The organism is Streptomyces sp. SD31 (genome assembly GCF_052068475.1).
In the GTDB taxonomy this organism is placed as follows: domain Bacteria; phylum Actinomycetota; class Actinomycetes; order Streptomycetales; family Streptomycetaceae; genus Streptomyces.
The window spans coordinates 253492-276241 of the sequence record NZ_JBQHCX010000003.1; the positions used below are offsets into that span (position 1 = coordinate 253492).

Sequence of the window (22750 nt, forward strand, 5' to 3'; positions counted from 1 at the left end):
GCGACGTCGAGCGGTTTTCCCTGGTGGGCGGGGCATTGTCAGTGGCGGGTGCGATGCTGCGGACATGACTGGGAAGACGACTGCCGCGGACTATGCGTGGCTCGACGAGCAGTACGGGCATCTGATGGAGGCCTACTGCGTCACGCTGGTGGCCGGACTCACCCCCGAGGCTCTCCTGACGGAGTTGAAGGCCGAGCCGGAACCCGGCCTCACCGGCGTGGACGCTTTGAACGAGCCCTGTTTCGACGCATGGGACCACTGGGAGGGCGACAGCTTGTTCGTCGGCGTCACGGCCGTCGGCGACTGGTCGCTGATGGTCGAGTTCAACGGCTTTCTGGGGATCACGACGGAGGTCGCGCTCCCGCTCTCGCGCGGACGCCGGGTGGTCTCCCACTTCCGCAATGTCAACGCGGTGGACCACTTCTACTGGTTCGAGGACGGCGACACGCGCCTGCACTTCGAGCCACTGTTTCCGTTCGCCCGCGACGGCAGCCATGCCGACGAACTCCTCACGGAGATGCGGGAGTCGGGCTTCGACCTCCGAGAGAGCCGCGAGCGTGACTACAGCATGCACACGGAGGCCGCCTTCGCCCTGGCCGACCGCCTCACAGGCATACGCCTCACCCCGGAACTCTTCGCGTCCGCCCACTTCACCTGCGGCGTCGCCCCGGTACCCCGCGGCTAGAGCACCTCGTCGCAAGCCGCCCGCAGCCGCCGTACCCCTTCCGTGATCTCTCCCGCGCCCGCCACCGCCGCGAAGCTCAGCCGCACGTGCCCGGCCGGCGGTTCCGCGCTGAAGTACGGGCGGCCGGGGGCGATCGCGACCCCCGTGCGCAGGGCGGCGGAGGTCAGTGCGGACTCGTCGGTTCCGTCGGGCAGGCGGAGCCACAGGTGGTAGCCGCCGGACGGGATGTGCGGGAGGACGAGTTCGGGGAGGTCGAGGCGCAGGGCGGCCGTCATCGCGTCGCGGCGGGTCTTCAACTCGGCCGAGATCGCCCGCAGATGGCGTGGCCAGGCGGGTGAGCCCACGAGTTCGAGCGCGGCCTCCTGCAGGGGCCGGGGGACGAAGAAGGTGTCGACGACCTGGATGGCGCGCAGCCGCTCCAGCACCGGGCCACGGGCGGCGAGCGCGCTCAGCCGGAAGCTCGGTGAGGTCGCCTTGGTCAGGGACGAGACGTGGACGACGACACCGTCGGGGTCATCGGCGGCCAGCGGACGCGGCAGGGGTCCCGCGTCCTCGTGCACCAGCCGCCGTACGAAGTCGTCCTCGACGACGAAGGCACCGGCCTCGCGCGCGATGCGCAGCACCTCGCCGCGCCGGTCCGGGGCGAGCATCGCGCCGGTCGGGTTCTGGAACAGCGGCTGGCAGACGAAGACGCGGGCGCCGGTCGCCCGGAAGGCGTCGGCGAGCAGGGACGGCCGTACACCGTCCGCGTCGACCGGCACCGGGACCGGGCGCAGACCGGCCGCGCGGGCGATGGCCAGCATGCCCGGATAGGTGGGCGACTCGACCAGCACCGGCGCGCCCGGCGGGGCGAGGGCCCGCAGCGCGGTCGTCAGGGCCGACTGGCCCCCCGCGGTGATCAGCACCTCAGCGGCCGTGATGGCGCCGCCCGGCCCGCCGATGCCGCGCGCGAACCACTCCCGCAGCTCCGGCAGCCCCTCCATGGGCGGTCTCCCCCACGCCCCGGGACGACGGCCGGCCCGTGACAGCGCGGCGGCCATCGCCCGCTCCGGCTGCAGCGACTGGTGCAGATAACCGCCGTTGAACTCGATCACGCCGGGCGGCGGAGCCGTGAGCGAGGCCAGCACGCCGGAGGCGTCCACCGAGCGCGGTACGAGTTCCGCGGCGGCGTCCGCGCTGAGCGCCACCTCCTGCCAGGAGGTGTCCACCACGGAAGCGGACCGCGCGTGCGGCTCGGCGCGGAAGGCTCCGGCGCCGGGCCGGGTGACCACCAGCCCCTCGGCGGCCAGCTGCGCGAGGGCACGGGAGACGGTCACCGGGCTCACCCGGAACCGCTCGACGAGGGCTCGGCTCGACGGGAGCTTTCCACCTGGAGAGTAGCGGTTCAGCTCCCGCCGCAGCTGACTCGCCAGTTCGTCGACACTGCTACGCTCTTGCATGGGAACCGAGAATAGCGCTACCGCTCCGAACTCGATAGCAGTCAGCACCCCGGCCACGCCAAGCGCCGCGACCGCCCCGCCGGCCACCCCGACCGTCCCGGCCGCCCCGGCCGGGACGCCCCTCCGCGGCACTCTCCAGGCCGCCCTCGGTGTCGCGGCCTTCTCCCTCACCTTCCCCGCCACCGCCTGGGGCCTGGAGGGCTTCGGCCCCTGGTCCCTGGTCGCCGTGCGCAGCGTGCTGGCCGCACTGATCGCCGGCGGCTGTCTGCTCGCCCTGCGTGTGCCGCTCCCCGCCCGCCGGCACTGGGCGGGCCTCGCGGTGGTCGCCGGCGGAGTGGTCTTCGGCTTCCCCCTGTTCACCACGCTCGCACTCCAGACGTCCACCACCGCGCATGCCGCCGTGGTCGTCGGCCTGCTCCCACTCACCACCGCTCTGTTCTCGGCTCTGCGCGTCGGCACCCGCCCCTCCCGCACCTTCTGGACGGCGGCGCTCGCGGGCGCGGCCGCGGTGGTCGCCTTCACCGTGCAGCAGAGCGGCGGCGCCCTGACCACGGCGGACCTGTACCTCTTCGCGGCGCTGCTGGTGTGCGCGGCCGGCTACACCGAGGGCGGCCGGCTGGCCCGCGTCATGCCGGGCTGGCAGGTGATCGGCTGGGCGCTGGTGCTGTGTCTGCCGCTGAGCGTGCCGGCCGCCGTGGTGGCGCTGTCGTACGAACCCGTGCACCTGACCTGGCACGGCGTGACCGGACTGCTCTGGGTCGCGGCCGGCTCGCAGTTCCTCGGGCTGGTCGTCTGGTACCGGGGCATGGCGGCCATCGGCATCCCGAAGGCCAGCCAGTTGCAGTTGGCCCAGCCCCTGCTCACACTGGTGTGGTCGGTGCTGCTGCTGGGCGAGCACCTGACAGTGGCCGCCCCGCTGACGGCCGCGGCGGTGCTGGTGTGCATCGCCGTGACCCAGCGCGCGCGTGGCTGAGCGGGCCCGGACGACCCACTTCCAACCACCGCTCCACGCCGTAGACTCAAGGCCACGGACCGCTGCTCCCGCACCTGGTGAGGAGGACCGACATATGCGTGCAACCGTGGGCGACCAGCTTGTCCAGCACGGCAGGGTGGTCGGGCAACACGACAAGGTCGGCGAGATCGTCGAAGTCCTGGGCCAGGAGGGCAACCCTCCGTACCGCGTCCGTTTCGAGGACGGGCACGAGGGGCTGTGCTCCCCCGGCCCCGACACCGAGATCCGTCATAGGGACACGATGAAGTAGCTCTTCGGAGTAGTTCCTCGAAGTAGCCCTTCGAGCAGATCAGCTCAGCGCGGCGGAATCGCCGGCCGCCCGTAGTGGTCGGCGATCACCCGCGCCATCGCCCCGATCCGGTCCGCCGCCACGTCCTTCGCGGCGAAGTAGACGTGCCCGCGTGCCTCCGCGTGTTCCTTGGCCAGGGTGAGGTGCCGGGACAGCTCGGCCGGGTCCTGCCAGGCCGCGGGCTGCGCGGGATCCCCGGCCTTGTAGAGCGCCTCACCGATGTACAGCTTCGTCCGGCTGCCCCGCGCCACCTCGGCCCACCAGGGCACGAGCTTGGCGTAGTCGGCGGCGGCGAAGTCGATGTTCCAGTACAGCTGCGGGCAGATGTAGTCGATCCAGCCCTCACGGACCCACTTGCGGGTGTCCGCGTACAGGTCGTCGTACGTCTGCACGCCCGCCCGTGAGTCGGAGCCGAGGGGGTCGGTGGCGGCGTTGCGCCACACGCCGAACGGGCTGATGCCGAACTCCGTGGCGGGCCGGATCTTCCTGATGCCGGCCGCCATCTCCTGGATCAGCTTGTCGATGTTGTCCCGCCGCCAGTCGGCCCGGGTCGCGAAGCCGCCGCCGTAGCGGTCGTAGGCGTCGTTGTCGTCGAAGGTCTGGCCCGCCACCGGGTACGGGTAGAAGTAGTCGTCGAAGTGGACGGCGTCGACCCGGTACTTCTCCACCGCGTCGAGCATCGCCGTCTGCACGAATTCACGGACCTCGGGCAGCCCCGGGTTGTAGTAGAGCTTGCCGCCGTATGTCACCACCCAGTCCGGGTGCCGGCGGGCGGGGTGGGATTCGGCCAGCCTGGTGGGGTCGGTGTGGTTGGCGATGCGGTACGGGTTGAACCAGGCGTGCAGCTGCAGGCCGCGGGCGTGGGCCTCCTCGACGGCCGTGCCGAGCGGGTCCCAGCCGGGGTCCTCGCCCTGAGTACCGGTGAGGACCTGCGACCACGGCTCGTACGGCGAGGGCCACAGGGCGTCGGCCGTGGGCCGTACCTGGAGGATGACCGTGTTCAGGCGGTTTTCCACCGCCGCGTCCAGGTGGGCGATCAGCTCGGCGCACTGTTCGTCGGCGGTCAGCCCCTGCTTGGAGGGCCAGTCCCGGTTCGCCACGGTCGCCACCCACACGCCGCGCATCTCACGGGTGGCCCGCGGCCGGCCCGGCTTCGTCGTTCCGCCCGCCATGGCGGAACCGGCCGCCACCGCGCCGCCTCCCGCCACGATCGCCGACAGGGCGGCCACCGAGAACGCCCGCCGCGACATCCGCGACTTCCGGTGCAGCATCTTCTTCCTACCTCCGTGTGCCGTGGTCAGGGGCCCACCCCAGGGCCCTGTCGTCAATTTCCCGTCGACCGCCCGAAGGACGGGCCCGGCCGACGGCGATGGGGGTCCCCCGCGCGAGCCGGCGAAGCTCGAGCGTGGGGGCCCGTGGCGAGCGTGCGTGCCAGGCGCCGCCGGGCAGGCGGGAATTTGACGGCAGGGCCCAGATCCGTGCTTTCCGGATCGCACCCGGTGTCAGCCTTTCATGCGGCACCCGAACGATCGATCATGTTTCGCCGAAGGTAACGTGCAGGTTTGGAGCAGGGCGTCGAACAACGGCGGACCTGCCGCAGTCGTGGACCAGCGAAGGGGTCGATGTGACCGGCATCTCCGGAGATATTGCACGCGTCGGTGTGGTGGGCTGCGGCCAGATGGGAGCCGGCATCGCCGAGGTGTGCGCCCGCTCCGGCCTGGACGTGAAGGTCGCCGAGACCACCGGCGAAGCCCTGGAGATCGGCCGTACCCGGCTGTTCACTTCCCTGTCCAAGGCGGCCGAGCGCGGCAAGATCAGCGAGGAGGAGCGGGACGCCACGCAGGCACGGCTGTCCTTCACCACGGACCTCGGCGAGTTCGCCGACCGTGACCTGGTGATCGAGGCCGTCGTCGAGAACGAGCAGGTGAAGACCGAGATCTTCCAGGTGCTCGACCAGGTCGTGACCCGGTCGGACGCGATCCTGGCCTCCAACACCTCCTCGATCCCGCTGGTGAGGCTGGCGGTCGCCACCTCGCGCCCCGACCAGGTCGTCGGCATCCACTTCTTCAACCCGGCCCCGGTGCAGAAGCTCGTCGAGCTGATCCCGGCGCTCACCACCTCCGAGGGCACGCTGACCCGTGCCCAGCAGTTCGCCGAGAAGCTGCTCGGCAAGCACGCCATCCGCGCCCAGGACCGCTCCGGCTTCGTGGTGAACGCGCTGCTGATCCCCTACCTCCTCTCCGCGATCCGGATGTTCGAGACGGGCATCGCCAGCCGCGAGGACATCGACAACGGCATGGAGATGGGCTGCGCCCACCCGATGGGCCCGCTGAAGCTGTCCGACCTGATCGGTCTGGATACCGTCGCCTCGGTGGCCCAGTCGATGTACGAGGAGTACAAGGAGCCGCTGTACGCCGCTCCCCCGCTGCTGCAGCGCATGGTCGACGCGGGCCGGCTGGGCCGGAAGACCGGCTCGGGCTTCTACACCTACGGCTGATTACAGACCGTCAGATTCCGGCCAAGTACACGGGCCCGGCACCGAGAAGGTGCCGGGCCCGCGCCATTCACACACCGTGTGCGCTCCGGGCTCGCATATGCCCCTCGCACACTCTCCCCACGGGCCCACCAGGCGAGTTCACTTTCCCTGCGCATGCCAGGGATTGAAGATGACTACGGAAAGGAGCGGACACGTGACCGCCGATCCCGAGCATCCCGTCGTCCAAGGAGAACTCGCAGAGTTACGACGTCGCCTCGACGTCGCCTACGCCCGCGTGGAGGGCGGGCTGGCTCTGCTCACGCACCGCACCGAGGAGACCGCCAAGGAGATCGACGAGCTGAACACCCGGATCCACACACTGGAACACACGCGCTGGCCGCTGCCCGCGGTCGCCGCCCTCACTGCCGTGGGTGCTCTCGTCGTGGCGATCTGGCAGGTCGTCGGGCGTTAGATCCGCAGAGCCGGCGCGTAACGTCAGGGCAGGACGTCCTGTCCGAGCCGGAGATGGTGCAGCAGCAGTAACGCGGCCGCCATGTTGGCGGCCGGGACCTCCCCACGGGCGACCATGTCGGGGACGAGCTTGAGCGGGACCCATTCCCGGCGGTCCGACTCGAAGTCGTCCACGGGGTGCCCGACGTACTCGCCCTCGTCGGCCCAGTAGATGTGGTGCCGGGCGTCGGTGAGCCCGTTGGAGGGCTCCACGCTCATGAGGTGGTGCAGGGGTCCCGGCCGCCAGCCGGTCTCCTCCTCGAGTTCCCTGGCGGCCGCGCGGACGATGTCCTCGCCGTCCTCGACGACGCCCGCCGCGAGTTCCCACCCCCAGCTGTCGGTGATGAAACGGTGGCGCCACAGGAGGAGGACCTCGTTGGCCTCGTTGACCACCGTGGCCACGGCGACCGGCCGCAGCCGTATGAGGAAGTGGTCCAGGTGCCGCCCGTCCGGCAGCTCCACGTCTGCCAGGTTGACGGTGAACCAGCGGTTTTCATACACAGTTTGTTCGTTCTGTTTCGTCCACTGCACGGTTCTGCCACCTTCCGTCGAGTAAGTGGCAATATCGCAGCAGGGACTATGAAGGTGTCTGTGTACGAGTACCAGCCTGCACCGGCCTAAAGCGGTACGCGCAGCGCCCCGTCGATGAGTTCGGCGGCCTCGGCCGTGCCCGCACAGCCACTGCGCACCAGGTGTTCGCGTACCGCCCGGAGTCTGTCGCGCAGGCGCTGGGACTCCATTCCGCGGGCCTGTTCGGCCATCTGCACCGCCGTGGCCACCGCCTTGTCGGCGTTGCCCTTGCGCAGCTCGATCGTGCTGAGCATGGCCAACCGGTGCACCCGGCCGCGGTCGTGGGCGGGATTGTCGACGGCGGCCGCGGCGTGCTCCCCGGCGGCCGCCAGCTCCCCGAGGCTGAGCAGCGCCTCCGCCACCTGGACGTTGACGAGTCCGGGCTGGACATAGCCCGTCTCGTCGGGTTCGTATCCGCGACGGATGCGTTCGGCGGCCTGCTCGGCACGCCGGATGCAGGACAGGGCGCTCGCGCCATCGCCGAGGTGGGCGTACGCCTTCGCCTGCATCGCGTACAGATCGGAGGCGAGCGCCGGGGTGATGTGCTTGCCGGCGGCCCGCAGTGCGGCCTCCGCGAAGGCGACGGCCTGCCGGAACTCCCGCATGAACAGCGCCTGGTTGACCAGCAGCGCGATCACATACGCGCCCAGCCCCCGGTCCCCGCTCGCCTTCGCGAGCCGCAGCGCCTGATGGAAGTACCGCTGGGCGAGTCCGTGCGCGTCGGAGTCGTACGCGCAGATCCCGGCGACGGCCACCAACCCGCCCGTGGCCCGGTGCAGTTGACGTCCCGTGGCATCGGTGTAGCTGCCGCGCAGCAGCGGCGCCGCCTCGGCGTTGAGGAAACCGACGATCCGGGTACGGGTCGCTATCCCGCCGGCCTTCCGGTACATCTGCTCGTAGTGGGCGCGCGCGGCACGCAGCATCTCGATGTCGGCAGGAGTGACCCGGTGCCGGCCGCCGCGCGACACGTCCACGTCCTCGGGCGGGTTCTCCCACTCCCACACCGGCATGACGGCAGGGGTGCCCGTGACCGCGGGCGCGCCCAGGATGTGGGGCCGCTGCTGCTCGTCGGAGCGCCACAGCGCGGTCGCCCGCTCCACGAAGCCGGACAGCGAGGTGGTGTGCGTGACCGACGGGTCGCCGGGCACGCCGAGTCCGATGTCGTCGAGCGTGACCGTACGGTGCAGCCGAGCGGCAAGCACCTCGCAGATCAGGTCGGGCACCTGACCGCGCGGCCGCTGCCCCTTCAACCACCGCGCCACGGCGGTGTGTTCGTATCTGAGCGCGAGCCCGCGCGCCCTCCCCGCCTGGTTCACGTGTGCGGCCAGCCCCGCGTGCGAGACCCCGGCCTCGTCCAGGATCGCGTCGAGCAGAGTATTGGGCTGCATAGAGGCCCCCCGGTGGCTCGGTGCCGACAGAGTAGTGCGAACCGCTTCACACGGGGTGTGAACGGAGTGCGCGAATCCGCAGCGTGCGCGCACTGTTGCGGAGAGTTTCCAACGGGTTGACTGAAATGCCTCGCAAGAGGCCGGTCGGGCCGCCGGCTCCCCCTCGTACAATGCGGCGGCCCGCAACCGCGCCGTCCGCCCAGCTGCCTGCCCGACACTCCGTGGCTGGGCGGATGGCGACGCCGGCGCCGCGCTGGCTACGCCGGGCGACTAAACGCCGTTGCGCCAAAGGTGGTCTGTCGGCGGCGGGTGCGATGTGCCTGGTCGCGCCCCGGCGGCGGAGCCGCCTATGTCACAGCCCCGCGCCCCTGACGGGGCGCTGCACTGGACGTGGGTTCGGTCGTTCCGTAGGACCAGTAGCGCTATGTCGTCTGCCTGCCTTCGCCTTGTGTGGCGCATGAGTGCCGTGAAGAGGGTGCGCAGGATCGTTTGCGGGGTGACGGGATGGTTTCGTACGGCTTCGATGAGCGCCGCCTGGAGCGAAAAGAACCGGCCTCTCGCGTCCCTCGCGTCCTCGACACCGTCCGTGTACAGGACGAGGGAGTCGCCGGGTAGCAAGGTGCCGCAGTTCAAGGCGGGCAGTTCGGTGGGAAGCGGGAAGGGCCCCAGGGGCGGGAGAGGATCGGCGCGGGCGAGGGGTTCGACGCCGCCGCCGGTCAGCAGATACGGCCACGGGTGCCCGCAGTTGAGGGCGGTGATCTCGCCGTCCCGCCCGATCTCCAGCAGCAGGACGGTGACGAACTCCTCGGCGACCGGGGCGTCGGGCTCCGAGCCGGACGCGGGGTGCTCGTCGCGGGCCCGCTCCCGCAGGTGCCGGCCCAAGGCCCGCTCCAGTCTGCGCAGCACCCGGCCCAGGTCGGGTTCGTCGTGGACGGCCTCGCGGAAGCTGCCGAGGACTGCGGCGACGGTGCCTACGGCAGCGATGCCATGGCCGCGTACGTCACCCATCACCGCCCGTACGCCGTGCTCGGTGGCGATGACTTCGTACAGGTCACCGCCGACACAGGCATTGCGATCCGCGGAGAGCTGGGCGGCGGCGACGTTCAGCCCGTCGATGCGCGCGGGCAACGGCCGCAGCAGCGCGCTCTGTGCGGCACCGGCGACCTTGCGGACCTGCCGCAGCTCACGCAGCAGCGCCTGTCGGACATGCACGATCAGCCCCGTGCCCACGGCGAAGAAGACGGCGCTGGTGACGATCCGCGCGCCGAGGCCGGCCTCCTGGGCGAGCGGGCAGGTCAGCTTGTACGTGATCGCCATCGCGCCCCAGGCCGTGGGCAGCCCCCACGCGAGCGCCTTGCGGGGAACCCGACCCTTGATGCGGAACATGCCGATGGCCCCCCAATAGGCCCTGACAACGCAGAACGGACCGACCCCGAAAGGCCGGTCCGATTCTGTCGAGGGATGCCCCGGAAGTACCAGATCACCCGGAGAAGTCACCCTATTGAGTGAGGTGACTACAACGCGCCCCGTTAAGGGGTGTGGGGGCGTGCCCCCACGAGGGGCGCGGCACTGTGTCGATATGCGGCTCCGCCGCGTGGGCGCGACCAGCCACAGCGAACCCGCAGCCGGCAAACAGCACAGTCCCCCGCGGCGATCAGCCCCTCAGCACCGCCCCGGTCCGCTCGCCCGCGAGGGCAACCGCAGCATCCCGGGCCGCCGAAGCCTCATCCACGGTCAGCGTCCGATCCCCCGCACGGAACCGCAACGCATACGCGAGCGACTTCTTGCCATCACCCAGCTGCTCGTCATTGACGTACACGTCGAACAGCCGGATCGCCTCAAGGAGTTCGCCCGCCCCGTCACGCAGCGCGGCCTCGACCTCCGCGGCCGGCACCGGCTTGTCCACCACGAGGGCGACATCCTGCGTGGCCACCGGGAACGTCGAGATGCTCGGCGCCTGCGGCGTACCGTCCCCGACCTGCTCCAGGGCGTCCAGGTCCAGCTCCATCGCACAGGTACGCGCAGGCAGACCCAGCGCCTTGAGCACCCTCGGGTGCAGCTCACCGGCGTGCCCGATGACCCGCTCCGCACCGTCGACGGCGATCGCCAGCTCGGCGCACCGGCCCGGGTGCCACGGCCCGTACTGCCCGGCCCGCACGATCAGTTCGGCCCCGGCTTCCCGCGCCACGACACGCGCCGCCTCGACCGCGTCCGCCCACCCGGCCGGACGGCCACCGCCCCACCAGCCGGCCTGCTCACGAGCACCGGCGAGAACGGCGGCCACGTGCCGCGGCTGCTCGGGCAGCACGGCGTTCAGCGCGGCGATCTCCTCGCCGGTCGGGCGACGGTCGACCGGCAGATGACCGGCGACGCGCTGCTCCTCACGGGGCTGGAAGACCAGGCCCGTCTCGAACAGCGCCAGGTCGTGCGAGCCCCGCCCGTCGTTGCGCCGCAGCGCACCGAGCAGACCCGGCAGCAGCGACGTACGCAGCGCGGGCTCCTCGTCGTTGAGCGGGTTGACCAGCTTGACGACGCGGCGGGCCGGGTCGTCGGCGGCCAGGCCGAGCTGGTCGAAGACCTGCTCGCTGACGAAGGGGTAGTTCGGCGCCTCGACGTAGCCCGCTCCGGCCAGCGCGCGGCCGACCCTGCGGTGCAGTCGCTGGCGGTGGGTCAGGCCACGGCCGGACGGCGGCTTGGGCAGCGTGGAGGGCAGGTTCTCGTAGCCCTCCAGGCGGATGACCTCTTCGGCCAGGTCGTTCGGTTCCAGCAGGTCGGGCCGCCAGGACGGCACGGTGACGATCAGCTCGTCCTGCCCGTACACGTCGCAGCCGATCTCCTGGAGTCGCCGTACGACGGTCTCGCGGCCGTACACGACGCCCGCCACCTTGTCCGGGTGGTCGGCCGGGGTGGTGATGGTGTGCGGCCCGGACGGCGTGACGACCTCGGTGACACCGGCCTCCGCCGTGCCGCCCGCCAGCAGCACCAGCAGATCCACCGTGCGCTGGGCGGCCGCCGCGGCAGCCGCCGGGTCGACGCCGCGCTCGAAGCGACGGGACGCCTCCGAGGACAGCTTGTGGCGGCGCGCCGTACGGGCGATGGCGACCTGGTCGAAGTGGGCGGCCTCAATGACGACGTCGGTGGACGCGTTCTCCACGTCGTCGTGGTCGGCGATCTCCGTGTTGGCGCCGCCCATGACGCCCGCGAGGCCGATCGGGCCGCGCTCGTCGGTGATCACCAGGTCCTCGGCGTGCAGCCCCCGCTCCACGCCGTCGAGGGTGACGAGCTTCTCGCCCTCCTGGGCGCGGCGCACGCCGATGGTGCCCTGGACCAGATTGCGGTCGTAGGCGTGCAGCGGCTGGCCGAGCTCCATCATCACGTAGTTCGTGACGTCGACGGCGAGCGAGATCGGGCGCATGCCGACCTTCTGAAGCCGACGCTGGAGCCAGATCGGGGAACGGGCTTCGGGGCTCAGGCCGGTCACCGTGCGGGCGGTGAAGCGGTCGCAGCCGAGCGGGTCGGAGACCTGGACCGGGTAGCCGAAGGCGTTCGGGCCGGGCACGTCGAGCAGGGCCGGGTCGCGCAGCGGAAGGCCGTAGGCGATGGCGGTCTCGCGGGCGACGCCGCGGATGGACAGGCAGTCGCCGCGGTTGGCGGTGACGGCGATGTCCAGGACCTCGTCGACCAGCTCCAGGAGCTCGATGGCGTCCTTGCCGACCTCGGTCTCCGGCGGCAGCACGATGATGCCGTGGGTGCCGTCGTCGCCCATGCCCAGCTCGCTGGTGGAGCAGATCATGCCGTGCGAGACGCGGCCGTAGGTCTTGCGGGCGGCGATCGCGAAGCCGCCGGGCAGCACGGCGCCGGGGAGTACGACCACGACCTTGTCGCCGACCTGGAAGTTGCGGGCGCCGCAGATGAGTTCCTGGGGCTCGCCGGTGCCGTTGGCCTGGCCGACGTCGACGGTGCAGAAGCGGATCGGCTTCTTGAACTCCGTCAGCTCCTCGATGGTCAGCACCTGGCCGACGACGAGCGGGCCCTTGAGGTCGGCGCCGAGGTGCTCGACGCTCTCGACCTCGAGACCGGCCGAAATGAGCTTGGCCTGGACGTCACGGCCGGTTTCGGTCGCCGGCAGGTCGACGTACTCCCGCAGCCAAGAAAGCGGGACCCGCATCAGATCTCCATCCCGAACGGCCGGGTGAACCGGACGTCACCCTCGACCATGTCTCGCATGTCTTCGACGTTGTGGCGGAACATCAGCATCCGCTCGATGCCGAACCCGAAGGCGAAGCCGCTGTACTTCTCCGGGTCGACGCCGCAGGCGGTGAGCACCCGCGGGTTGACCATGCCGCAGCCGCCGAGCTCGATCCAGCCCTCGGAGGAGCAGGTACGGCAGGGCCGGTCGGGGTTGCCGACGGACTCGCCGCGGCAGACGTAGCACACCATGTCCATCTCGGCGGACGGCTCGGTGAACGGGAAGAAGTTGGGCCGCAGCCGGGTCTTCATGCCCTCGCCGAACAGGGACTGGACCATGTGGTCCAGGGTGCCCTTGAGGTCGGCCATGGTCAGGCCCTCGTCCACGGCGAGCAGCTCGACCTGGTGGAAGACGGGGGTGTGCGTGGCGTCCAGCTCGTCGGTGCGGTACACACGGCCGGGGCAGATCACGTAGACCGGCAGCTCGCGGTCGAGCAGGGAGCGGATCTGCACGGGCGAGGTGTGGGTGCGCAGCACGACACCGGACTCGGTGCCGCCGTCAGGGCCCTGCACGAAGAACGTGTCGGCCTCGCCGCGCGCGGGGTGGTCCGGGCCGATGTTGAGGGCGTCGAAGTTGAACCACTCGGCCTCGACCTGCGGGCCCTCGGCGACCTCGTAGCCCATGGCCACGAAGATGTCCTCGATGCGCTCGGAGAGCGTGGTGAGCGGGTGGCGGGCGCCGGCCGGTACGCGGTCGTACGGCAGGGTGACGTCCACGGACTCCTCGACCAGCACGCGCTGGTCGCGCTCGGCCTCCAGCTCGGCCTGGCGGGCGGCGAGGCCCTTGTTGACGGCGCCGCGGGCCTGGCCGACGCGTTTGCCGGCCTCGGCCTTGGCGTGCGGGGGCAGGGCGCCGATCTCGCGGTTGGCGAGGGCCAGCGGGGAGGTGCCGCCGGTGTGGGCGGTCTTGGCCTCCTGGAGCGCGTCGAGGGAGTCCGCGGCGGCGAAGGCGGCGAGCGCCTCGTCCCGCATGCGCTCGATCTCTTCCGGTTTCAACGCCTCGACCTCTACAGGGTCGTACGACTTATTCGGTGCCGACATCTCTTCCCGTGCTTCCGATTGGCTGGCGGATGGTCCCCGTGACCGGCTCTGCGTCGCTCGGAGGGCCGTGTGCAGGACACAAAGGTGCCAAAGGCCGAGTCTAACGGGGTTGAGGTAGGCGAATGCGCCCGTGGGGCTCGGTCCGGATCTCAGGTGAGGTACGCCGGTGCCGCCACGGGCAACGTAAATCGGAACTGCGCGCCGCCGCCGGGGGCGCGGCCGACCTCGATGGCGCCGCCGTGCGCTTCGACGATGCCCTTGACGATGTAGAGCCCGAGGCCCGTGCCGCCGCGCTTGCTGCCCCGCCAGAAGCGGGTGAAGACGCGGTTCATGGACTCCTCCGGGATGCCGGGCCCCTCGTCGCTCACCGTGACCGACGTGCCGGTGTCCTCTCCCTCGCGCGGGGACGCCGTGGCCGTGATGTCAATGGTGACCGTTCCGTCGCCGTGCCGCACGGCATTTTCGATGAGGTTGCTGAGCACCTGGTCGATCTTGTCGGGATCGGCCCACAGGTCGGGCAGCGGCTGCTCGACGCGCAGCAGGAAGCGGTCGGCGGGCTGGCCGGCGGCGACGTACGCCTGGATGTGCCGCCCGACGGCCGCGCCGATGTCGACGGGCTGGCGGCGCACCTCCAGCCGCCCACTGTCGATCCGCGAGATGTCGAGCAGCTCGGCGATGAGCCGGGTGACCCGGTCGGCGTCGGCGTCGACCGTCTCCAGCATCAGCCGCTTCTGGTCGTCGGTGAAGCGTTCCCACTTGGCGAGGAGGGTGGCGGTGAAGCCCTTGACGGAGGTGAGCGGGGAGCGCAGCTCATGCGCGACGGTGGCGATCAGCTCGGCGTGGCTGCGCTCGGTGCGGCGACGGGCCTCGGTGTCGCGCAGGGAGACGACGACGCGGCATACGGGACCGGTGGGCTCGCTACGGACGTACCGCACCGAGACGAGCACCTCGCGCCCGCCGGGAAGGAGGAGATTGCGCTCAGGCTGCAGTCGGCGAATGGCGAGCCCGCCGTACGGATCGGTCAGCTGCCACCAGCGCCGCCCCTCCAGGTCCTCTAACGGCAGGGCCTTCTCCAGCCGCTGCCCGAGGGCATCGGCGGCGGGGACGGCGGTGATGCGCTCGGCGGCGGCGTTGAAGCAGATGACGTGCCCGTGTTCGTCTGCGACGACGAGGCCGTCGGGCAGATCGTCGGGATCGAACCCGAGCTCGGCGACATCACCGGGCCGGGACGCGGACGGCCGCCGCCCCTCCCGTGCCCCCGGCGCGCTGCTCGTGCCGACACTCATCCCCGTACCCCACCTCTCACGACGGCTTTGGGGCCCCGAGCTGGTCACCCTACTAGCTCTCGGTGACGGTGCGGCACCCTCCGGAGGCGCGCTGTGCACGGGCCGACGCGTAGAGACATACGGCGGCGGCGGTGGCGAGGTTCAGGCTCTCGGCCTTCCCGTGGATCGGGACACGCACGACGGCGTCGGCCAGCGCACGGGTCTCCTCCGGAAGCCCCCAGGCCTCGTTGCCGAACACCCAGGCGGTCGGCCCGCCCATGCTGCCCTTGTCGAGCTCGTCGTCGAGGTCGTCCGTCCCCGCCCCGTCGGCGGCGAGAATCCGCACCCCGGCGTCCTGGAGCCCGGCCACGGCCCGTTCCACGGGCACCCCGACGGCGACGGGAAGGTGGAACAGCGACCCCACGGAGGCGCGTACGGCCTTGGGGTTGTAGAGATCGACGGAGGCATCGGTGAGTACGACGGCCTCGGCCCCGGCGGCATCGGCGCACCGCAACACGGTGCCGGCGTTGCCCGGGTCCCGCACATGGGCGAGTACGGCGACGAGCTTGGGCCGGGCGGCGAGGATCTCCTCGAAGGGGGTGTCGATGAACCGGCAGACACCGACGAGCCCCTGCGGTGTGACGGTGGTGGAGATGTCGGCGATCACCTGCTCCGCGGCCAGGTGCACGCGGACGCCCGCGGCGCGGGCCTCGCCGATGATGTCGGCGTAGCGGTCCGCGGCGTCGAGCGTGGCGAACAGTTCCACCAGGGTGTCCGCATGCCCGGCCGCCTCCCGCACCGCCTGCGGTCCCTCGGCCAGGAACAGCCGCTCCTTGCCCCGGAAGTTCCGCTTGGCGAGCCGACGGGCGGCCAAGACGCGGGGGGAGCGGGGGGAGATCAGCTCGGGGGCGCCGGAAGGCATGGGGCTCACTTTCAAAGGATCTTTCCGCCAACACAACGGACCCGCAGGTAAAACCCACGGGTCCGTTCAGTCACGTCGGTTCAAGCCGAGCGCAGCGGTCACGCAGCCTTCGGCGCGTTGACGTCGCTCGGCAGCGCCTTCTGGGCCACCTCGACGAGCGCGGCGAACGCGCCCGCGTCGTTGACGGCCAGCTCGGCCAGGATCTTGCGGTCGACCTCGATGTTCGCGGCCTTCAGACCCTGGATGAAGCGGTTGTACGTGATGCCGTTGGCGCGGGCAGCGGCGTTGATGCGCTGGATCCACAGCTGGCGGAAGTCACCCTTGCGCTTCTTGCGGTCGTTGTAGTTGTAGACCAGCGAGTGGGTGACCTGCTCCTTGGCCTTGCGGTACAGACGCGAACGCTGACCGCGGTAGCCGGAAGCCTGCTCGAGGATCGCCCGGCGCTTCTTGTGGGCGTTGACTGCCCGCTTGACGCGTGCCACTTGTTAACTCCTTGTAGCGGGGTCGTGGTTGGACTCACACGACCCGGTATCGATTGGGTCCCGGTCAGAGATCAGGCGCGCGAGTCGAGGCGATTCGATCCGCGCCCGACCTCACTTGCCGAGAAGCTTCTTGATCTTCGCGGCGTCGCCCGGGGCCATTTCGGCGTTGCCGGTGAGGCGACGCGTCACGCGGGACGACTTGTGCTCGAGCAGGTGGCGCTTGCCGGCGCGCTCACGGAGCACCTTGCCGGAGCCGGTGACCTTGAAGCGCTTGCTGGCACCGCTGTGCGACTTGTTCTTCGGCATAGCGCCGTTCTCTCCTCGTAGATGGCGCTCCGATGCCCGGTCGTGAAACCGGGCACTGTGGAGCGTCGCTCTTGTATCGGTTACGTCCTGGGGACTTTCGTCCCCCGGGATCACGCCTCGGCGGAAGCCTCGGCAGGAGCCTCGGTCTCCACGGCGTTCTCGGATTCCGCGGCGTTCTGCGACTTGCCGGGGTTGGCCTTCGCTTCTGCCTTGCGGGCTTCCTGCGCCTGGCGGGCCTCGGCCATCGCCTCGGTCTTCTTCTTGTGCGGACCGAGAACCATGATCATGTTTCGGCCGTCCTGCTTCGGGTTCGACTCCACGAAACCGAGGTCCTGGACGTCCTCCGCGAGGCGCTGCAGCAGTCGGTAGCCCAGTTCGGGACGGGACTGCTCGCGACCACGGAACATGATCGTGATCTTGACCTTGTCGCCCTGCTTGAGGAACCGGACGACGTGACCCTTCTTGGTGTCATAGTCGTGCGGGTCGATCTTCGGCCGGAGCTTCATCTCCTTGATGACCGTGTGCGCCTGGTTCTTGCGCGCCTCACGGGCCTTCATGGCCGACTCGTACTTGAACTTCCCGTAGTCCATGAGCTTGCACACAGGCGGACGGGCGTTCGCCGCGACCTCGACCAGGTCCAGGTCGTACTCCTGCGCAAGCTCCAGTGCCTTGGCCAGGGGGACGATGCCCACCTGCTCGCCACTGGGACCGACAAGTCGCACCTCGGGAACGCGAATCCGGTCGTTGATGCGGGGCTCGGCGCTGATGGATCCTCCTCGGTTAGCACCACACGGCGGTCTGGCGGACAGCCGCGTATGTCTTCTTTCAGTAAGACCAACCGCGCCGAGGCACAAAAAATGCCCCGGACGATCACAGGCGGGGCTCCAAAACACTACCGGAGCACCGCCGCGATGATCGCGGGGCGCGATTCGGGCGACTCCATCGTCCGTACGGAACGATGGTGGCCGCCTGACCGGGTGACCCGCCGTCCCGGAGGACGGTCAGGTGGGAAGTCGGAGCCTCCACTTGTTGGGCTGGGCAGTGACTGTCCAGCCGGTCATTACACAAGGTTAGCAGCTAGCCGGGGGTGGTGCTAATCCGCGTACACCGGGGCCTATCGTGTGGGACATGAGTGACACCCCTGCTGAGCCCGCCGAGTCCGCCGAGTCCGCCGCGGGCCCCGACTTCGACGAGATGACCCGCGACATCGCCGAGGTCCCGGCCGTCGAGGTGATCGTGACGGTCGCCGTCAACCTGATGAGCGCCGCCGCGGTGAAGCTCGGTCTGACCGAGGAGGGCGAGAAGCACAAGGACCTGGACGAGGCCCGCAAGCTGGTGCACGCCCTCGCCGGTCTGCTCGACGCGAGCACCACCGAGATCAGCTCCTTCCACGCGGCTCCGCTGCGTGACGGCCTGAAGTCGCTCCAGCTGGCTTTCCGCGAGGCGTCGATCGTCCCGGACGAGCCGGGCCAGGGGCCGGGCGAGAAGTACACCGGCCCGGTCTACGGCTAGCTCATCCCCGTACGTACAGGGGCTCGCCCGGTGGCGTCGCCTCGGTCGGCAGCAGTGCCAGGTCGAGGCCGCGCACCAGGCGGGCCCTCAGTGTTTCGTCGGCGGCGAGGCGCTCCGCCACCGCCCGGGCGGCCCGGGCCGGGGTCGCGGCCGGGTCCAGGACGAGGGCGAGCGTGCCGTCGGCCTGACCGGGCCCGAGGTGGGCGCGCAGGACCGAGGGCTCGGCGGCGACGGCAGCGCGTACGGCCGCCACGACGGCCGGGTCGGCGAGCGGGTCGGTCGTCGTACGGCCCTCGGCGAGCGCGAGCAGCGCGCGCCCCGTCAGCTCGTACGGCACCGGGCCGGCCAGGTCCAGCACGATCGTGTCCGCCTTCTCGTGCGCCGCGGCCTGCAGGGCCTGGTGCAGGGGTACGGCGACGGGACGGGCCGCCGGGTCCCAGCGGGCGAGCGACTCGATGGACGTGAAGGCGGGCAGGGCGGTGCGCGCGCCGGCCTTCAGGGTCGGTACGGCCATGTCGCTGGTCTTCTCGTGGCGCAGCCCGTTCTCGTCCTCCTCGACCTCGCCGAGCACGGCCACGACGGGGACCAGCAGCCGGGCGCCCTTGAGCGCATCGAGCACGGGTCCCTCGGCGGTGCGGTCCTCGGCCCAGGCGGCGAGCGCGGCGCTCAGCCGGGGGTCGGCGGTGCCGTCGTCGTCGGAGAAGAGGGAGTCGGGAATGTTCTTGTTCGCCACGGTCACCGACCCTATCGGGGGGATGCTGCTGCGCTTGTGCGGGCCCGGAAACCCCGCTGTGACGCCTTTCACCGGAATCTCAGATTTCCCTGACACACATCTAACGTCCGTCTAACGGGCCGCACAGTCGCCGCCCGGACGATCGCGGACATGGAGTCTTCCAGAGCTTCCAGAGCCCGCCGACGTCGCCGGCCCCTGCCGTACACCGCGCTCGCCTTCGTCGTCATCGTCGGCGGTGCGGCCGCGGGAACGGTGTACATGCAGGCTCAGGCGCACTCGGGCGGGGGCACCGTATCGTCGGCGGTGGCGCCGTCGGCGTCGGTATCGGCCCGGGCGGGCGGGGAGGCTTCTGTGGAACCCGTGGCACAGCCGACGGTGGACCATGACGTACTACTGGCCGAGGCCATGGAGTCGGTGGCCGTCGAGGACGGCGCCGAGGTGTCGGTGGCAGTGCTGGACCTGGAGTCCGGTGCGAGCGCCACGTACGGCGACGGCGGCTTCGACACCGCGAGCATCGTCAAGGTCGACATCCTGGCCGCGCTGCTGCTCCGGGCGCAGGACGCCGGGCGTGAGCTCACCAGGACGGAGAAGTCGTACGCCATCGACATGATCGAGAACAGCGACAACACCGCCGCGTCGGCCCTGTGGCGGGTGATCGGGAAGGCGGAGGGGCTCGATGGGGCGAACGAGCGCCTCGGGCTCACGGACACCGAGGGCGGCGACGGCATGTACTGGGGACTGACGCAGACCACTGCCGCCGATCAACTCACGCTCCTGCGGCAGGTGTTCGGGGAGGACTCGGAGCTGAGTGCGCGGTCGCGGGCGTATCTGCAGGAGTTGATGGGCCGGATAGCGGTCGACCAGCGGTGGGGGGTGTCGGCCGCGGCCGACGGCTCGGCCTGGGCGTTGAAGAACGGCTGGCTGCCGCGTACCGCCACCGGGCTGTGGGACATCAACAGCGTCGGGCGGGTGACGGTGGACGGCCACGACCTTCTGGTGGCCGTGCTGTCCGACGGCAACTCGACGAAGGCGAAGGGGGTTTCGCTGGTCGAGGCGGCGGCTGAGGCGGCGGTGTCGGTGTTCGCCGGCGAGACCTCGTCCGCTTCCCCGGCTACGGCAACGTCCGCCTCCGCCTCGTAGGCGGCCAGGCGGCTAGAAGTCCTGGCGTGCGCGGCGGCCGCGCCACAGTACGACCGCCGAGACCAGCAGGACGCCGCCGGCACCGCCCGCTAGCCAGGCGGTCCAAGTCGTCGCGTCGTCCTCCGACTTGGCGGCCTCGGGGCCCGAGCCGAAGTACTCCTCGCCGTACGCCACGGCCGTCAGGCGCTTCGGCTTGATGCGGGAGGCCTCCTTGATGGCGGCCGCCGGGTCGATGAAGCCGTAGCCGCGGGAGTCGTCGCGGCCGTCGTCGGGGGCGTTGCGGGCCGTGTCCTCCAGGAGCTTCTTGATCTGGGCCGGGGTCAGGCCGGGGTGGGCGGCCTTCACCAGGGCCACCGCTCCGGAGACGAAGGCGGCCGCGGCGCTGGTGCCCCAGCCCTCGTAGTACTTGTGGTCGGGGTCGGCGATGATGACGTCGACGCCGGGGGCGCTGACCGTGGCGTACCAGCGGCGGGTGGAGAACGAGGCGCGGGTGCCGTAGCGGTCGACGGCGGCCGCGGCGATGACGCCCGGGTAGGCGGCCGGGTAGGAGATGTGGTCGCCCTTCTCGCCGCCGTTGCCGGCCGAGGCGACGACGACGGCGCCCTTCTTCAGGGCGTACTGGACGGCCTCGTCCTCGCCCGCCTCGGGGTGGGCGGACTTGGAGTCGTCGCCGAGGGAGAGGTTGATGACGTCGGCGCCGTGGTCGGCGGCCCAGCGGATGCCGTCGGCGAGGGCGTTGCCGCGGGTGCTGCGGGCCTTGGCGCGGGCCGGGTCGCCGTCTTCGAGGATGACGCGGACGGGGAGGATCTTGGCCTCGGGGGCGATGCCCATGACGCCGTCGCCGCCTCCGGCGCCGTGTCCGTGGCCGGCGATGATGCCGGCCATCGCGGTGCCGTGCCGGGCCCAGGCGCGGTCGCCGGGCTCGGCTCCGAAGCCGACCATGTCCTTGCCGTCGAGGACGTTGCCCGACAGGTCGGGGTGGTCGGCCTCGACGCCGGTGTCGAGTACGGCGACGGTGACGCCCTTACCCTTGGTGGTCTGCCAGGCCTCCTCGGTGTGCATGGCCTCCAGGGCCCACTGCCGGGCCCGTATGGAGTCGGCATGCGCGGCGGTGGGCGGCAGGAGGGCGAGACAGGCACCGAGCAGGACGGCGAGGGGGCCGGTACGCCGGGTCAGGGCGGTCTTCACGGCACTGGTCGCGGCAGGGGTGTCGGCGGGGGGCGCCGCGCTGTTCGGGCCGGTGTTCATGACGACTGCTCCGTGGACGGGCTGACGTTTTTGCGCAGGGCGCGTTCGATGCGGTCGGCGAGGCCCTGCGCCTCGTGGCCGAGGCCGGCCTGGGCGACGTCCGTGGTGGCGCCGGACTGCATGGCCTCCTCGGCGGGCGCGGGCTCGTCGACCGTGCGGTCGTCGGCCCAGCCGGAGACGGCGTAGACGACGACCGGGGCGTCGGTGAGGACGGAGACGGTCCAGGAGGCGCGTTGTGCGTCGCCGAATCCAGCGGCCAGGGTGCCCTTGGCGGCGTAGGGGCGGGGCATGAGGTCGCTGCGGCGTTCGAGGCCCTCTTTGGCGAACCGGGTGTCGAACGCGCGCATGGCGGCGGCGTCGGCCTTGGTGAAGAGCAGGCCGACGGTGGTGACGTAGCTCTGGGTGGCGTCGATGTAGGTGGCGCGCAGGAGGCGCTCGCAGCCGAGGGGAGCGAGGGCCTTGCGCAACAGCGGGTCGAAGGCGTTCGCACAGCCGGTGTCCGGGGACACGGCGACCCGCGTCCAGGTCCGGTCGGCGCCGCCGGGTCCGGCACCCTGCCCGATCACCGTGGGCGGGAAGAGCTTGTCGACGGGGACGCTGTGCCACAGGCTCCCGGCCGCCGCGAAGGTGTCCTGAGCGCCGGCTTCGCCCGAGTCGCCGATCAGCCAACTCCCGGTCAGAGCCCCGCCGATGAGCCCCAGTCCGAGTACGACACAGGCTGCCGCCCCGGCGACCCGTGGTCGGATCCGCACGCCCAGGGGCCGTGGTCGCGCCTGCGCGTCGTACCCCTCGGGCTCCCCGAACGACACGACGGGCCGCTGGGCGCCCGGTGCGCCGCCCGGCGCCATGGGGGCACTCCAGGAGAGGGACGGGTCCGGGGCGAAGGGGGGCTGCGCGGCGCGGGTGGGCCCGGCGGAGGCCGAGGCCGCGTACCCCCGACCCGTCGATCCGTCCGCGGCCGAGGGCTGCGGCGTGGGACGCAGTGGGGGCAGGGGAACGGAAGCGGCGGGGCGAGCGGACTCGGCGGGCGCGGAGCCGGGGCGGCCGGCCGGCTTCGGGGGCATGCCGACGGAACCCTGCGCGGGCGCGGCGCCCGGCCGGGAAGACCCACCGACAGAACCCTGCCCGGGACCGGCGCCCGGCTTCGGCGGTACCCCGGCGGAGCCCTGCGTGGGCCGGTGGCCCGGTTGGGGATGTGCGGCGGTGGAGCCCCTTGCGGGGGACGGGTGGTTGTCGGCCTCGGGTGACGGCTCCGCGGAGATCGGGCGGAGGCGGAAGGTGGTTTCCGCGGCGGTCTCGGCGGGGGCGCCGGTACGCCGTGGCGTCGAGGGACGGTCGGCCGGGCGGGGCGGTGCGGCATCGGGCACGGCCTGTCCGGCGCCCTCGGGGCGCAACGATCCGCCACTGTCCCGGCGACGCCCGTCACCGGCGTCGGCACGCCCTGCCACCGGCGGCACGTCCGGGAAGCGCGCCGAGGCACGGGG

Annotated in this window: 21 protein-coding genes and 1 pseudogene; 7 read left to right on the forward strand and 15 right to left on the reverse strand. The window is 71.3% G+C overall.

Annotated elements, in window-relative coordinates:
• The first annotated feature begins 64 nt into the window (after positions 1-64).
• Positions 65-685, forward strand: coding sequence for a DUF6461 domain-containing protein (locus tag ACTMVF_RS08580; RefSeq protein WP_441270339.1), 621 nt, complete (start codon positions 65-67; stop codon positions 683-685).
• Here the strand turns inward: ACTMVF_RS08580 and ACTMVF_RS08585 are convergent.
• On the reverse strand, positions 682-2124 hold the full coding sequence (locus ACTMVF_RS08585) for a PLP-dependent aminotransferase family protein (protein WP_441270340.1): 1443 nt from the start codon (positions 2122-2124) through the stop codon (positions 682-684). The genes ACTMVF_RS08580 and ACTMVF_RS08585 overlap by 4 nt on opposite strands.
• Here ACTMVF_RS08585 and ACTMVF_RS08590 point away from each other — a divergent pair.
• Both ACTMVF_RS08590 and ACTMVF_RS08595 read left to right on the forward strand, forming a co-directional pair.
• Positions 2123-3097 (forward strand): DMT family transporter, encoded by a 975-nt coding sequence (locus ACTMVF_RS08590; protein ID WP_441270341.1) that lies wholly within the window; start codon positions 2123-2125, stop codon positions 3095-3097. The genes ACTMVF_RS08585 and ACTMVF_RS08590 overlap by 2 nt on opposite strands.
• Positions 3098-3191: 94 nt before the next feature.
• Positions 3192-3386: a DUF1918 domain-containing protein gene (locus ACTMVF_RS08595; RefSeq protein WP_302002002.1), complete on the forward strand. Its 195-nt coding sequence runs from the start codon at positions 3192-3194 to the stop codon at positions 3384-3386.
• Between the two features lie 44 nt (positions 3387-3430).
• Here the strand turns inward: ACTMVF_RS08595 and ACTMVF_RS08600 are convergent, their stop codons facing one another.
• Positions 3431-4696 carry a glycoside hydrolase family 10 protein gene (locus ACTMVF_RS08600; RefSeq protein WP_441270342.1) on the reverse strand — a complete coding sequence of 422 codons (1266 nt, stop codon included), beginning with the start codon at positions 4694-4696 and terminating at the stop codon, positions 3431-3433.
• Positions 4697-5049: 353 nt separating this feature from the next.
• Between ACTMVF_RS08600 and ACTMVF_RS08605 the strand changes: the two genes are divergently transcribed.
• The gene (locus ACTMVF_RS08605; protein WP_441270343.1) at positions 5050-5922 is read left to right on the forward strand and encodes a 3-hydroxybutyryl-CoA dehydrogenase; all 873 of its coding nucleotides are present in this window, start codon (positions 5050-5052) and stop codon (positions 5920-5922) included.
• 193 nt (positions 5923-6115) lie between these two features.
• Positions 6116-6373: a hypothetical protein gene (locus ACTMVF_RS08610; RefSeq protein ID WP_302001999.1), complete on the forward strand. Its 258-nt coding sequence runs from the start codon at positions 6116-6118 to the stop codon at positions 6371-6373.
• Positions 6374-6396: 23 nt separating this feature from the next.
• Here the strand turns inward: ACTMVF_RS08610 and ACTMVF_RS08615 are convergent, their stop codons facing one another.
• The 10 genes and pseudogenes from ACTMVF_RS08615 to infC all read right to left on the reverse strand — a co-directional run bounded on the left by ACTMVF_RS08615 (position 6397) and on the right by infC (position 17425).
• A complete protein-coding gene (locus tag ACTMVF_RS08615) occupies positions 6397-6942 on the reverse strand; it encodes an NUDIX hydrolase (protein ID WP_030054968.1) in 546 nt (181 codons plus the stop codon).
• Between the two features lie 86 nt (positions 6943-7028).
• Positions 7029-8369 (reverse strand): transcriptional regulator, encoded by a 1341-nt coding sequence (locus ACTMVF_RS08620; RefSeq protein ID WP_441270344.1) that lies wholly within the window; start codon positions 8367-8369, stop codon positions 7029-7031.
• A 270-nt stretch (positions 8370-8639) separates the two neighbouring features.
• On the reverse strand, positions 8640-9755 hold the full coding sequence (locus tag ACTMVF_RS08625; protein ID WP_441270345.1) for a PP2C family protein-serine/threonine phosphatase: 1116 nt from the start codon (positions 9753-9755) through the stop codon (positions 8640-8642).
• A gap of 268 nt (positions 9756-10023) precedes the next feature.
• Positions 10024-12537: a phenylalanine--tRNA ligase subunit beta gene (gene pheT / locus ACTMVF_RS08630; RefSeq protein ID WP_441270346.1), complete on the reverse strand. Its 2514-nt coding sequence runs from the start codon at positions 12535-12537 to the stop codon at positions 10024-10026.
• Entirely contained in the window at positions 12537-13658 is a 1122-nt protein-coding gene (gene pheS / locus ACTMVF_RS08635) for a phenylalanine--tRNA ligase subunit alpha (RefSeq protein WP_441270347.1), read from the reverse strand. Before pheS ends, pheT begins: the two co-directional genes overlap by 1 nt.
• Before the next feature lie 149 nt (positions 13659-13807).
• Positions 13808-14944: an ATP-binding protein gene (locus ACTMVF_RS08640; protein WP_441270348.1), complete on the reverse strand. Its 1137-nt coding sequence runs from the start codon at positions 14942-14944 to the stop codon at positions 13808-13810.
• Positions 14945-14996: 52 nt separating this feature from the next.
• Entirely contained in the window at positions 14997-15845 is an 849-nt protein-coding gene (locus ACTMVF_RS08645; protein WP_441270562.1) for a TrmH family RNA methyltransferase, read from the reverse strand.
• Positions 15846-15943: 98 nt separating this feature from the next.
• Positions 15944-16327 (reverse strand): 50S ribosomal protein L20, encoded by a 384-nt coding sequence (gene rplT, locus ACTMVF_RS08650; protein WP_019325184.1) that lies wholly within the window; start codon positions 16325-16327, stop codon positions 15944-15946.
• Between the two features lie 111 nt (positions 16328-16438).
• Entirely contained in the window at positions 16439-16633 is a 195-nt protein-coding gene (gene rpmI, locus ACTMVF_RS08655; RefSeq protein WP_004933563.1) for a 50S ribosomal protein L35, read from the reverse strand.
• A gap of 110 nt (positions 16634-16743) precedes the next feature.
• A pseudogene (gene infC / locus ACTMVF_RS08660) lies at positions 16744-17425 on the reverse strand (translation initiation factor IF-3).
• Positions 17426-17761: 336 nt separating this feature from the next.
• Here infC and ACTMVF_RS08665 point away from each other — a divergent pair.
• On the forward strand, positions 17762-18145 hold the full coding sequence (locus ACTMVF_RS08665) for a DUF1844 domain-containing protein (protein WP_441270349.1): 384 nt from the start codon (positions 17762-17764) through the stop codon (positions 18143-18145).
• 1 nt (position 18146) lies between these two features.
• Here the strand turns inward: ACTMVF_RS08665 and ACTMVF_RS08670 are convergent, their stop codons facing one another.
• Positions 18147-18878 (reverse strand): SseB family protein, encoded by a 732-nt coding sequence (locus tag ACTMVF_RS08670; protein ID WP_441270350.1) that lies wholly within the window; start codon positions 18876-18878, stop codon positions 18147-18149.
• A gap of 150 nt (positions 18879-19028) precedes the next feature.
• Here ACTMVF_RS08670 and ACTMVF_RS08675 point away from each other — a divergent pair, with 150 nt between their 5' ends.
• Positions 19029-20018 carry a serine hydrolase gene (locus tag ACTMVF_RS08675; RefSeq protein ID WP_441270351.1) on the forward strand — a complete coding sequence of 330 codons (990 nt, stop codon included), beginning with the start codon at positions 19029-19031 and terminating at the stop codon, positions 20016-20018.
• 12 nt (positions 20019-20030) lie between these two features.
• On the opposite strand, the gene mycP is transcribed toward ACTMVF_RS08675, so the two are convergent.
• Together mycP and ACTMVF_RS08685 are read right to left on the reverse strand one after the other, a co-directional pair.
• Entirely contained in the window at positions 20031-21266 is a 1236-nt protein-coding gene (gene mycP / locus ACTMVF_RS08680; protein ID WP_441270352.1) for a type VII secretion-associated serine protease mycosin, read from the reverse strand.
• Positions 21263-22330 carry a hypothetical protein gene (locus ACTMVF_RS08685; protein WP_441270353.1) on the reverse strand — a complete coding sequence of 356 codons (1068 nt, stop codon included), beginning with the start codon at positions 22328-22330 and terminating at the stop codon, positions 21263-21265. Before ACTMVF_RS08685 ends, mycP begins: the two co-directional genes overlap by 4 nt.
• Between the last annotated feature and the right edge of the window lie 420 nt (positions 22331-22750).

What these genes read in the sequence shown, in the direction of transcription:
- ACTMVF_RS08675 (WP_441270351.1), top strand. Translation starts at nt 19,029, where the DNA reads ATGGAGTCTTCCAGAGCTTCCAGAGCCCGCCGACGTCGCCGGCCCCTG.
- ACTMVF_RS08645 (WP_441270562.1), bottom strand. Translation starts at nt 15,845, where the DNA reads ATGCCTTCCGGCGCCCCCGAGCTGATCTCCCCCCGCTCCCCCCGCGTC.
- ACTMVF_RS08640 (WP_441270348.1), bottom strand. Translation starts at nt 14,944, where the DNA reads ATGAGTGTCGGCACGAGCAGCGCGCCGGGGGCACGGGAGGGGCGGCGG.
- mycP (WP_441270352.1), bottom strand. Translation starts at nt 21,266, where the DNA reads ATGAACACCGGCCCGAACAGCGCGGCGCCCCCCGCCGACACCCCTGCC.
- ACTMVF_RS08590 (WP_441270341.1), top strand. Translation starts at nt 2,123, where the DNA reads ATGGGAACCGAGAATAGCGCTACCGCTCCGAACTCGATAGCAGTCAGC.
- ACTMVF_RS08595 (WP_302002002.1), top strand. Translation starts at nt 3,192, where the DNA reads ATGCGTGCAACCGTGGGCGACCAGCTTGTCCAGCACGGCAGGGTGGTC.
- ACTMVF_RS08685 (WP_441270353.1), bottom strand. Translation starts at nt 22,330, where the DNA reads ATGCCCCCGAAGCCGGCCGGCCGCCCCGGCTCCGCGCCCGCCGAGTCC.
- pheT (WP_441270346.1), bottom strand. Translation starts at nt 12,537, where the DNA reads ATGCGGGTCCCGCTTTCTTGGCTGCGGGAGTACGTCGACCTGCCGGCG.
- ACTMVF_RS08585 (WP_441270340.1), bottom strand. Translation starts at nt 2,124, where the DNA reads ATGCAAGAGCGTAGCAGTGTCGACGAACTGGCGAGTCAGCTGCGGCGG.
- ACTMVF_RS08580 (WP_441270339.1), top strand. Translation starts at nt 65, where the DNA reads ATGACTGGGAAGACGACTGCCGCGGACTATGCGTGGCTCGACGAGCAG.
- ACTMVF_RS08665 (WP_441270349.1), top strand. Translation starts at nt 17,762, where the DNA reads ATGAGTGACACCCCTGCTGAGCCCGCCGAGTCCGCCGAGTCCGCCGCG.
- ACTMVF_RS08620 (WP_441270344.1), bottom strand. Translation starts at nt 8,369, where the DNA reads ATGCAGCCCAATACTCTGCTCGACGCGATCCTGGACGAGGCCGGGGTC.
- rpmI (WP_004933563.1), bottom strand. Translation starts at nt 16,633, where the DNA reads ATGCCGAAGAACAAGTCGCACAGCGGTGCCAGCAAGCGCTTCAAGGTC.
- pheS (WP_441270347.1), bottom strand. Translation starts at nt 13,658, where the DNA reads ATGTCGGCACCGAATAAGTCGTACGACCCTGTAGAGGTCGAGGCGTTG.
- ACTMVF_RS08600 (WP_441270342.1), bottom strand. Translation starts at nt 4,696, where the DNA reads ATGCTGCACCGGAAGTCGCGGATGTCGCGGCGGGCGTTCTCGGTGGCC.
- ACTMVF_RS08625 (WP_441270345.1), bottom strand. Translation starts at nt 9,755, where the DNA reads ATGTTCCGCATCAAGGGTCGGGTTCCCCGCAAGGCGCTCGCGTGGGGG.